At 69.2% G+C, this 10289-nt stretch carries 11 protein-coding genes; 7 read left to right on the top strand and 4 right to left on the bottom strand.

Going from position 1 to position 10289, the window contains the following annotated elements:
* Nucleotides 1-2269: phosphoribosylformylglycinamidine synthase subunit PurL (gene purL / locus B2869_RS17455; RefSeq protein WP_292769340.1), on the top strand; the 2269-nt coding region annotated here is incomplete at its 5' end.
* Nucleotides 2266-2421 (top strand): hypothetical protein, encoded by a 156-nt coding sequence (locus B2869_RS17450; protein WP_021200249.1) that lies wholly within the window; start codon nucleotides 2266-2268, stop codon nucleotides 2419-2421. The genes purL and B2869_RS17450, both read left to right, overlap by 4 nt.
* A 22-nt stretch (nucleotides 2422-2443) precedes the next feature.
* On the opposite strand, the gene B2869_RS17445 is transcribed toward B2869_RS17450, so the two are convergent.
* Complete coding sequence (locus B2869_RS17445; RefSeq protein ID WP_029259409.1) at nucleotides 2444-3016, bottom strand: TetR/AcrR family transcriptional regulator; 573 nt, start codon at nucleotides 3014-3016, stop codon at nucleotides 2444-2446.
* A 69-nt stretch (nucleotides 3017-3085) separates the two neighbouring features.
* Between B2869_RS17445 and B2869_RS17440 the strand changes: the two genes are divergently transcribed.
* The 3 genes from B2869_RS17440 (at nucleotide 3086) to B2869_RS17430 (ending at nucleotide 6637) form a co-directional block, all read left to right on the top strand.
* Nucleotides 3086-5632, top strand: a complete 2547-nt coding sequence (locus B2869_RS17440; RefSeq protein WP_292769336.1) for an MMPL family transporter — start codon at nucleotides 3086-3088, stop codon at nucleotides 5630-5632.
* A gap of 178 nt (nucleotides 5633-5810) precedes the next feature.
* A complete protein-coding gene (locus tag B2869_RS17435; protein WP_292769333.1) occupies nucleotides 5811-6161 on the top strand; it encodes a TraR/DksA family transcriptional regulator in 351 nt (116 codons plus the stop codon).
* Nucleotides 6162-6199: 38 nt separating this feature from the next.
* A complete protein-coding gene (locus B2869_RS17430; protein WP_029263104.1) occupies nucleotides 6200-6637 on the top strand; it encodes a VOC family protein in 438 nt (145 codons plus the stop codon).
* Nucleotides 6638-6641: 4 nt separating this feature from the next.
* Here B2869_RS17430 and B2869_RS17425 read toward each other — a convergent pair whose 3' ends face one another.
* Nucleotides 6642-7004: a DUF4440 domain-containing protein gene (locus tag B2869_RS17425; RefSeq protein WP_021200244.1), complete on the bottom strand. Its 363-nt coding sequence runs from the start codon at nucleotides 7002-7004 to the stop codon at nucleotides 6642-6644.
* A gap of 58 nt (nucleotides 7005-7062) precedes the next feature.
* On the opposite strand from B2869_RS17425, the gene B2869_RS17420 reads away from it, so the two are divergent.
* Both B2869_RS17420 and B2869_RS17415 read left to right on the top strand, forming a co-directional pair.
* Entirely contained in the window at nucleotides 7063-7920 is an 858-nt protein-coding gene (locus B2869_RS17420) for a hypothetical protein (RefSeq protein WP_292769325.1), read from the top strand.
* The gene (locus tag B2869_RS17415; protein ID WP_292769323.1) at nucleotides 7917-8765 is read left to right on the top strand and encodes an SMP-30/gluconolactonase/LRE family protein; all 849 of its coding nucleotides are present in this window, start codon (nucleotides 7917-7919) and stop codon (nucleotides 8763-8765) included. The genes B2869_RS17420 and B2869_RS17415 overlap by 4 nt, the downstream gene beginning before the upstream one ends.
* A 94-nt stretch (nucleotides 8766-8859) precedes the next feature.
* Here B2869_RS17415 and B2869_RS17410 read toward each other — a convergent pair whose 3' ends face one another.
* Nucleotides 8860-9714: a fumarylacetoacetate hydrolase family protein gene (locus tag B2869_RS17410; protein WP_292769320.1), complete on the bottom strand. Its 855-nt coding sequence runs from the start codon at nucleotides 9712-9714 to the stop codon at nucleotides 8860-8862.
* 13 nt (nucleotides 9715-9727) lie between these two features.
* Nucleotides 9728-10289: NAD(P)-dependent oxidoreductase (locus tag B2869_RS17405; RefSeq protein ID WP_292769317.1), on the bottom strand; the 562-nt coding region annotated here is incomplete at its 5' end.

The following is a 10289-nucleotide window of genomic DNA, read 5'->3' as shown; positions in this document are numbered from 1 at the left end:
GCCCGAGAAGGAGCAGCCGTACGCGGCCCTCGGACTCAAGCCCGACGAGTACGCGCGCATCAAGGAGATCCTCGGACGCCGCCCCACCTCGGGCGAGCTGGCGATGTACTCCGTCATGTGGAGCGAGCACTGCTCCTACAAGTCGTCGAAGAACTACCTGCGCCGCTTCGGCCAGAAGGTCAGCGACGAGATGAAGGAACGCCTGATGGTGGGCATGGGCCAGAACGCGGGCGTCGTCGACGTCGGCGAGGGCTGGGCCGTCACCTTCAAGGCCGAGTCGCACAACCACCCGTCGTTCATCGAGCCCTTCCAGGGTGCGGCGACCGGCGTCGGCGGCATCGTCCGCGACATCATCTCGATGGGCGCCCGCCCGGTCGCAGTCATGGACGCCCTGCGCTTCGGTGCAGTCGACCACCCCGACACCGCCCGCGTCGTGCACGGCGTGACCAGCGGCATCAGCTTCTACGGCAACTGCCTGGGACTCCCGAACATCGGCGGCGAGACGGTCTTCGACGCCGTCTACCAGGCCAACCCGCTCGTGAACGCCCTCGCGGTGGGCGTGCTGCGTCATGAAGACCTCAAGCTCGCGAACGCGACCGGCGTCGGCAACAAGGTCGTCCTGTTCGGTGCGCGCACGGGCGGCGACGGCATCGGCGGCGCGAGCATCCTCGCGTCCGACTCCTTCGACTCGACCGGCCCGACCAAGCGCCCCGCGGTGCAGGTGGGCGACCCGTTCGCCGAGAAGGTGCTCATCGAGTGCTGCCTCGAGCTGTACCGCGGCGAGCTCGTCGAGGCGATCCAGGACCTCGGTGCCGCCGGCATCTCGTGCGCGACCAGCGAGCTCGCGGCCAACGGCAACAGCGGCATGAAGGTCTCGCTCGACAACGTGCTGCTGCGCGACCCCACGCTCACGGCCGAGGAGATCCTCATGTCGGAGTCGCAGGAGCGCATGATGGCGATCGTCGCGCCCGAGAAGCTCGATGCCTTCCTCGAGGTCGTGAACAAGTGGGAGGTCGAGACCTCCGTGCTCGGCGAGGTCACCGGTGACGGACGCCTCATCATCGACTGGCAGGGCGAGCGCATCGTCGACGTCGACCCCTCGACGGTCGCGGTCGACGGCCCCGTCTACGACCGCCCGGTCGCCTACCCGACGTGGATCGACGCCCTCCAGGCGGATGCCGCCGAGAACCTGCCCCGCGCGACCGACCCGGAGACGCTGCGCGAGCAGTTCCTGAACCTCGTCGCCTCACCGAACCTCGCAGACACGAGCTGGATCACCAACCAATACGACTACTACGTGCTCGGCAACACGGCCCTCTCGTTCCCCGACGACGCCGGCATGATCCGCGTCGACGAGGAATCGGGTCTCGGCTTCGCGGTCTCGACCGATGCCAACGGCCGCTACTGCCAGCTCGACCCGTACGCGGGCGCACAGCTGGCCCTGGCCGAGGCGTACCGCAACGTCGCCGTCACCGGCGCCGTGCCGACCGCGATCACCGACTGTCTGAACTTCGGCTCTCCCGAGAACCCCGAGGTCATGTGGCAGTTCGGCCAGACGGTCGACGGCCTGGCCGACGGCTGCTACGAGCTGGGCACCCCGGTCACCGGCGGCAACGTCTCGTTCTACAACCAGACCGGCGACGTGCCGATCCACCCGACCCCGCTGGTCGGCGTGCTCGGCATCATCGACGACGTCTCGCGCCGCATCCCCTCCGGATGGCAGGACGAGGGCCAGAACATCTACCTGCTCGGCACCACCTCGACCGAGCTCTCCGGCTCGGCATGGGCAGAGGTCGTGCACCAGCACCTGGGCGGTCTGCCCCCGAAGGTCGACCTCGCGGGCGAGAAGCGCCTCGCCGGTCTGCTGTCGGCAGCCCGCGACGAATGGCTGATCTCCTCGGCGCACGACCTCTCCGAGGGAGGCCTCGCGCAGGCGCTCGCCGAGGGCGTCATGCGCTTCGGCGTCGGAGCTCGCGTCTGGTTGAACGAAATCATCGAGCGCGACGGAGTGGACGCCGCAACCGCCCTGTTCTCCGAGTCGACCGGCCGCGTGATCGTGACCGTGCCCCGTGAGGATGACGTGAAGTTCCGCGGCCTCTGCGAAGGACGCGACTACCCGGTGATGCGCATCGGCGTGACCGACAGCGAGGGCGCGAAGCTCGAGGTGCAGGGCGTCTTCACCGTGTCGGCCGCCGAGCTGCGTGAGCGCTCGCAGGCCACCCTCCCGTCGTACTTCGGCCCGACCGTCACGGAGCAGGTCAGCGCATGAGCGAGGTCAGCCGCCAGAACCCGAACGACGAGGACTACGGCGACCTCGGCGAGAAGCGCAACCGGCGCATCCGCATCGTCGCCTGGACCGTCATCATCGCGCTCATCCTCGGCGGTGGCGGCGCGACCGTGCTGACCCTGCTCCTCGGCTGAGACACGGGACAGCACCTGCCGCTCAGCGGGTGAAGAGGTACCTCGTCAGCTCGATGATCCCGTCGGGTCCGTGGCTCTCCCGTCCGAGCGACTCCACGATGATCGCGCCGAGGATCGCCCGACCGATCTGCGCGATCGGTGCATCCTCCGGCAGCTGACCGTCGCGGATCCCGCCCCTCAAGCGCTCAGACAGGTGCTGCTCGACGCCCAGGCTTCCACCGAGGTGCGCACCGACCGCAGCATCTTCGGCAGCAGCCGCGACCAGCGACTGCAGCAGGGCCTGACCCTGCGTGCTCGCGAGGATCGTGAAGACCGACTGCAACCACGTCTCGACGTCGGCGAACAGGTCGCCAGTGTCGGGCACGACGAAATCCACCGGGATGAGACGTCCGTCCACGAGACAGTCGGCGATCAGCGCACCGCGCGACGGCCACCAGCGGTAGATCGTCTGCTTGCCGACCCCGGCTTCCTTCGCGATGCCCTCGATCGTGAGCCGGTCGTACCCCTGCGCATGGAACAGTCGGGAGGTCGCATCGAGGATCGCCTCGCGCGCCGCCGTGCTGCGCACGGGCCCGCTCCGGTGCTCGTTGACCATGGATTCAGGATAGCCACAGATCTCTAGACGAGACGTGCCGTATGATCTTCGAGTCTGAAGGAGACCACTGTGGCATCACTGCTGTACCGTCTGGGTTCGTTCGCTGCACGCAAGGCGTGGACGGTGATCGTCTCGTGGGTCCTGATCCTCGGTATCGGCGTGGGAGCCTTCCTGACCCTCGGCGGCACGCTGAGCAACAGCTTCGACATCCCCGGCACCGCCTCGGGCGCGGTCACCGACGAGCTCGCCGACAAGCTGCCCGACACGGCCGGCGGCACCGGCACGGTGGTCTACCGGACCGAAGACGGGTCTCCGTTCACCGACGACCAGAAGAAGGAGATCTCCGACCTCGCCGCGAGCGCCGAGGATCTCGACGGCGTCGCCGGGGTGATCGATCCGTTCGACGCGCAGAAGCAGCAAGACGAGCAGGCGCAGCAGCTCACCGACGGCCAGACCCAGATCACCGACGGCCGCGCGCAGCTGGATGCCGCCCAGACCCAGCTCGACGACGGACGCGCGCAGCTCGAAGCCGGACTCACACAGCTCGCGGCGGCCCGCACCCAGGCCGAGCAGTCCGGTGCCGGGTCCGCACAGCTCGCCGGCCTCGACGCGCAGATCGCCGCGGTGAACGCCCAGCTGGCGCAGGTCGCGGCCCAGAACGCGGAGCTCGACCAGTCGCGCATCACCCTCGACGACAACGCCGATCAGGTGGAGCTGGGCTCGACCCTCCTCGATCTGGCCGACGGCATCGGCGTGGTCTCCGAAGACGGATCGACCGCCATCGTCAACATCTCGTTCGTCGACCCGCGCCTCGAACTCTCCGAAGAGGTGAAGCAGGGCGCGATCGACCACTTCGCATCTTCCCCCGTCGACGGTGTCGAGGTCGACTTCGGCACCGACATCGCACAGGGCGTCCCGGAGATCTTCGGCATCGGCGAGGCGGTCGGCCTCGCATTCGCGGCGATCGTCCTCATCGTGATGCTCGGCTCCCTCATCGCCGCCGCCCTCCCGATCGTCACCGCCATCGTGGGTGTGGGCGTCGGCGTCACGGCATCCCTCGCCTTCTCCGGCGTGGTGAACATGGCCTCGGTGACCCCGGTGCTGGGTGTGATGCTCGGGCTCGCGGTCGGCATCGACTACTCGCTGTTCATCGTCAACCGACACCGCAAACAGCTGCTCGCCGGGGTGCCGGTGCGTGAATCCATCGGCCTCGCCACGGGCACCTCCGGCACGGCCGTCGTGTTCGCTGGCACGACCGTGATCGTCGCACTGCTCGCCCTCAACGTGACCGGCGTGCCCTTCCTCGGCCTCATGGGCACGGTCGGTGCGGTCTGCGTCGCGGTGGCCGTGCTCGTCGCGATCACCCTCGCCCCCGCCATCCTCGGCCTCGTCGGCACGCGCCTGCTCAGCCGACGAGCGCGGGGAACGATCGGCCAGGAGCACGCGGCAGGCAAGCCCGTGAAGCGCATGTCGACCCTCCGCGCCGTCGTCACCGCGCTCGTGAGCGTGGTCGCCCTGCTGATCATCGCCATCCCCGCCATGTCGATGCGCCTCGGGCTGCCCGACGGATCGAGCGAACCGAGCGACTCGACCAGCTACCGCGCGTTCCAGACCGTCGACGAGCAGTTCGGCGAGGGCGCGAACGGACCGCTGCTGGTCACCGCGACCCTCGACGATGACGTCAGCGACGACGACCTGCTCTCCACGCAGGTCACGATCGCCCAGGCCATCGCCGACCAGGACGACGTGGTGGCCGTCGCGCCGATCGCGACGTCCGACGACAACACGCTGCTCGCGTTCCAGGTCGTGCCGAAGGAGGGGCCGAACAGCGCCTCGACCGAGAAGCTCGTGCAGGACCTGCGCTCGATGCCCGCGATCGGCGACGGCATCACTCTGGGCGTCGCCGGACAGGCCGCGATCAACATCGACATCTCCGAGGCGCTGGCCGGAGTGCTGCCGCTCTACCTCGTGGTCGTGGTCGGGCTCTCGCTGCTCATCATGATCGTGGTGTTCCGGTCGCTGCTCGTGCCCATCATCGCAACCGGCGGGTTCGTGCTGTCGCTCTTCGCGACGTACGGCCTGATCGTGGCGGTGTTCCAGTTCGGCTGGGGCGCCGAGATCATCGGACTGCACAGCACCGGGCCGATCCTCAGCTTCCTTCCCGTGATCCTCGTCGGCATCCTGTTCGGACTCGCGATGGACTACCAGCTGTTCCTCGCCTCCGGCATGCGCGAGGCGTACGTGCACGGCGCCTCGGCGCGGGATGCCGTCGCCCAGGGCTTCCGCGCAGGCCGCTCGGTCGTGATCGCCGCCGCCCTCATCATGGTGTCGGTGTTCGGCGGCTTCATCTTCTCGGAGTCGACGATCATCCGCTCCATCGGCTTCGGTCTCGCGTTCGGCGTGCTGCTCGACGCGTTCGTGGTGCGCATGCTGTTGATGCCCGCGCTCATGCACCTGCTCGGACGATCGGCCTGGTGGCTGCCGCGCTGGCTCGACCGCATCCTGCCGAACGTCGACATGGAGGGAGCGGCGCTCGAACGCGACCACCCTGGCATGAAGGCCGTGGCCGTTCCGACCACGACCGACTCGGTGCCGACGCGGGAGACATCCGCCTGATCGGGAGTCGGAGACACCTCGCCCGGCGGAGTTCTCCGTGTCGGGAGGAGGGTTCGGGGCGAAGCTTCCGCCCGACACGGAGTTCTCCGCCCGACAGGGAGCCCCGACACAGTGCCCCGACAGCGAGCCCCGCACGGAGCACGACCCCGACGTCAGAGGCCATGCCTAGAGTGGGCGCATGACCGCCGAAGCCCGGGAACGCCTGCTCGCGTTGCGCACTCAAGCCGAGGCGCGGGTGCAGGCGACGGCGGCGACCCTCGATGAACTCACCCACGACCGTGCGGGCTCGAACGACGACGACGAGCACGACCCCGAGGGCGTCACCCTGTCGTCGGAGTGGTCTCGCCTGACCGGGCTCGCCGAGGCAGCAGGATCCGAGCTGCACCAGGTCGACGAGGCGCTGGCGCGGCTGGATGCCGGCACCTACGGCCTCTGCGCGAACTGCGGAAGACCGATCCCGGCCGGCCGCCTCGAAGCCCGCCCCTTCGCGGAGTACTGCGTCTCCTGCGCCGAGAAGCTCGGACGGTAGCCCTGACGCGAGGGTCGATCGCGAGTAGCATCCCACCCATGCCCATCACACTCGAGAACGTCGGCATCGCCGTCCGCGATCTGGAAGCCACCATCTCCTTCTTCACCGACCTGGGCCTCACGGTGCTCGGCCGCGACGAGGTCAGCGGAGAGTGGGCGGCGACCGCGGTCGGGCTCGACGGCAACCACGCCAAGATCGCGGTACTGCAGACTCCGGACGGACGCGGCCAGATCGAGCTGTTCGAGTACATCCACCCCGACGCGATCGAGACCGAACCGACCCTGCCGAACGAGATCGGCATGCACCGGATCGCCTTCTCGGTCGACGACATCGACGAGTCGCTCGCGATCGCCGCCCGCCACGGCTACCACCCGCTCCGCGGCGTCGCGAACTACCAGGACGTGTACAAGCTCACGTATCTGCGCGGCCCGAGCGGGATCCTGGTGATGTTCGCGCAGGACCTCACGAAGAGCTGAGCCGTCACCCGGGGATGACCGTCCCCTGATGAAAGCGCAGAACGGGCCCGGAATCGGACAGCTGCCAGATCGATGACCGCCGGCTCTCCCGCCCCTCGGCGATCAGACGATAGTTCACGAGGACGATGCCGGGGGACAGCTCGTTGAAGAGCCAATCCGCGGTCTCGGGTACGGCCCTGCTGTCCTCGTTCGAAAGCTCGACGACGGTTTCCGTCCGCAGCCATCGCCGCCCCGATGCCCCGATCTCCGCGAAATCGGGGGCGAGCAGGGCCTGTACCCGGTCTGCGTCGGTCCGTACCTCCGAGGAGAGGAGCGCGATTTCGGCAGCGACCACGACGGCATACCGGTCCGCGTCGTCATCCCACATGCGTAAACGGTACCGCCGCCCTCTCGGGGAGCCCGCCGAGAAGTAGGCTGAACGCATCATGCAAGAGTTCTTCCAGTGGGCGGGCAACTTCTGGTGGCTCATCTTCCCGATCATGGGAATGGCCGGCGGGGCCGCGAAGGCGTGGGAGCGGGGCTCCAAGCGCCGTCACGAGCGACGCCTCGAGACGCTCAAGGTCAAGGCGCAGCTGAAGACCGCCGAGATCGAGGCCCGCGCGCTGACCCATCAGGCCAAGCGCCGCGGACCCTCGGTCGTCGACACCACGGCATCCGTCGCGCCGAACGATCTGGTCGCACGCCTTTTCACCGAGCACGATGAGATCACCGCCCGCTGGCTCGACTACGAACTCGACGTCGCGAAGCTCATCGCCTTCCCCGCCATGAGCGACGGGCGCCAGCCCCTGACCGCCGCGTTCCTGCGCGCGAAGAAGACGGCGGATGCGTTGCGTCCCTCCTCTGCCGACGCCAAGGTGTCCGAGCAGCAGGTCACCGAGTACCTGCAGGCCGTCGGCGACTACGCGGTCGCGTTCGAGATCGCCGAGAAGGATGCCCGGCGTCTGCGCGACTCCACCTTCACCGAGCCGGAGCGCAAGAGACTCGAACGCGCACAGCAGCTCCTGAAGGTCGCGGTGGACGAATCGGCGACGCAGGCCGAGCGCAACGTCGCGTACAAGCGTGTGCGCGAAGAGCTCGATGGGCTCATCCTGCTCTCCGACGATGCGGTCACGGTACTCGAGAAGCAGGTGGCCCGGGAGCTGCCGGCCCAGGCGAGCACCTCCACCGACGCATCGACCGATGCGGCCCCCGCCCCCGCCCCCGCGGCGGAGCCCCAGCCGTTGCCGATCACCGATCCCCTGCGCCCGGCACCACCGCGGACGCTGCCGCGCGAAGACGCATGACCCCGGAGAACATCACCGGACCCGTCGCGCACCATGCCGAAGGCCCCGTCTGGTGGCCGGGCTGGGGTGGACTGCGCTGGGTCGACGGGACCGCGGGCGACCTGCTCACGCTGCGCCCCGACGGCGTGACCCGCCAGCACATCGACGACGAGTACCTCGCCTTCGCCCGCCCCCGTTCCAGCGGAGGGCTCGTGGCCGTCGGCGCACGCACGCTCTATCTCGCGGATGATGTCGACGGCGGAACCAGGGCCGTCGCCGCGCTGGGCGACGACCCCCGTGTGCGCATGAACGACGGGTGCTGCGACCCCCGCGGTCGCCTGCTGGCCGGATCGATGGCCTACGACGCGACAGCGGATGCCGGAACCGTCCTGCGTATCGATGCCTCCCTGTCGGTGACGACGGTGCTGCCGCAGACGACGGTGTCGAACGGCATCGGCTTCTCTCCCGACGGCGGGCAGGCCTACTACGTCGACACCCTGACCCATCGCGTCGACGTGTTCGATGTGGTCGAGGGGGAGCTGCGAGGACGCCGCGCCTTCGTGCGCTTCCCCGAGGGGCAGGGAATGCCGGACGGGCTCACCGTGGCATCCGACGGCAGCGTCTGGGTGGCCCTGTGGGACGGGAGCGCTGTGCACGGCTACGACGCGACCGGCGCCGTGATCGCGCGCATCGAGCTGCCGGTGCCGAAGGTGACCGCCTGCACGTTCGGTGACGACGACCTCGGCACGCTCTACATCACGACGTCGGCACAGGACCTCTCGCCCGACCACGGCACCGAGGCGGGTTCGCTCTTCGCCGTGCGACCGGGCGTGCACGGCATGCCCGTCACGCTGTTCGCCGGCTGAGACCCCGCAACACCGACGGCCTCTGCCCGAGGCACGGTGCACTCAGCGAAAGGAACCGTGCCCCGGACACAGGCCGCCGGGTGGATGACGCAGGTCAGCGCAGGTGAACCCGCTCGGTGCGCTGGTGCTGGCGTCCCAGCCCCTCGATCTCGATGGTCATCTCATCGCTGTCCTGCAGGTACGGGAACCTGCCCGACAGCGCGACGCCCTGCGGGGTGCCGGTGTTGATCACGTCGCCGGGCTCGAGCACCAGGTACTGGCTCAGCTCGTGCACGATCTGCAGCACGGAGAAGATCATGTCGGCAGTCGAGGAGTCCTGCCGCTGCTCGCCGTTCACGAAGGACCGCAGCCGCAGCGCCTGCGGATCGACCTCGTCGGCGGGGATGAGCGCCGGCCCGAGCGGGTTGAACGTCTCGGAGCATTTGCCCTTCGACCACTGTCCGCCCGAGACGTCGAGCTGGTAGGCACGCTCCGACACGTCGTTCGAGACCGTGTAGCCGGCGATGACATCGCGTGCGGCCTCCGGTGACGACAGGTAGCGCGCCGTCTTGCCGATCACGATCGCCAGCTCGACCTCCCAGTCGACCTTCTCGGCACCGGGTGGCAGCAGCACGACGTCATTCGGCCCGACGACCGTGTTCGGGTGCTTGAAGAAGATCACCGGATGCTCGGGCGGCTCCGATCCGGACTCGGCCGCGTGGGCTGCGTAGTTCTGGCCGATGCAGACCACCGCGGTCGGGCGGGCGACCGGGGCGCCGATGCGCAGACCGTCGACATCGGCGGTGGGGAGCTCGCCGCGGCCGAGGGTTTCGCGCACGCGAGCGATGCCGTCGGCGGCGAGGAAGGCGCCGTCGATCTCAGTGGTGAGGGGCGCGAGGTCGTAGACGACGCCGCCCTCACGGACGTAGGGGCGTTCGTGGCCGGTGGGGCCGAGTCGCAGGAGTTCCACGTCGATCCTTCGGTCAGCGCGCGTCGGCGTAGGTCGGGTTGACGATCGGCACGGATTCCCCGGCCAGGTACCGGATGATGTTCTCGGCCGCGTGCACGGGAAGATCCGCCAGCGCCTCGGGCGAGTACCAGGCGGCGTGCGGGGTGAGCAGCACGCTGTCGAGGTCGCGCAGCGGCGAGTCGGCGGCGAGCGGCTCCCCCGCGAACACGTCGAGGGCGGCGGCTCCCAGGTGTCCGGAGTGGAGTGAGGCGGCGAGCGCCTCCTCGTCGATGAGCGGACCCCGGCAGGTGTTCACCACGACCGCTCCCGGCTTCATGGTCGCGAGGGCAGCGGCATCGATCAGGTGGCGGGTGTCGTCGCTCAGCGGCACGTGGAGGGTGAGGATGTCGGCCCGCGCCACGGCATCCGGGATCTCGACGAGTTCACAGTCGGCCTCGCGCACCGCGTCGCCGGAGGCGTACGGGTCGGCGACGAGCACGCGGAACCCCAGCGCGCGGCAACCGCGGGCCACCATCGAGCCGATGCGGCCGAAGCCGAGCACCGAGACCGTGGTGGCCGAGGGGCGCACGGCGAGC

The organism is Microbacterium sp. UBA3486 (assembly GCF_002377845.1).
In the GTDB taxonomy this organism is placed as follows: Bacteria; Actinomycetota; Actinomycetes; order Actinomycetales; family Microbacteriaceae; genus Microbacterium; species Microbacterium maritypicum_A.
The sequence above is the reverse complement of the archived record's forward strand: the minus strand, read 5'-3'. Positions and strand labels throughout refer to the sequence as shown.

Bases quoted from the DNA above. Each gene is read 5' to 3' on its own strand.
- B2869_RS17450 (WP_021200249.1), top strand. From the start codon at position 2,266: ATGAGCGAGGTCAGCCGCCAGAACCCGAACGACGAGGACTACGGCGAC.
- B2869_RS17445 (WP_029259409.1), bottom strand. From the start codon at position 3,016: ATGGTCAACGAGCACCGGAGCGGGCCCGTGCGCAGCACGGCGGCGCGC.
- B2869_RS17435 (WP_292769333.1), top strand. From the start codon at position 5,811: ATGACCGCCGAAGCCCGGGAACGCCTGCTCGCGTTGCGCACTCAAGCC.
- B2869_RS17430 (WP_029263104.1), top strand. From the start codon at position 6,200: ATGCCCATCACACTCGAGAACGTCGGCATCGCCGTCCGCGATCTGGAA.
- B2869_RS17425 (WP_021200244.1), bottom strand. From the start codon at position 7,004: ATGTGGGATGACGACGCGGACCGGTATGCCGTCGTGGTCGCTGCCGAA.
- B2869_RS17420 (WP_292769325.1), top strand. From the start codon at position 7,063: ATGCAAGAGTTCTTCCAGTGGGCGGGCAACTTCTGGTGGCTCATCTTC.
- B2869_RS17415 (WP_292769323.1), top strand. From the start codon at position 7,917: ATGACCCCGGAGAACATCACCGGACCCGTCGCGCACCATGCCGAAGGC.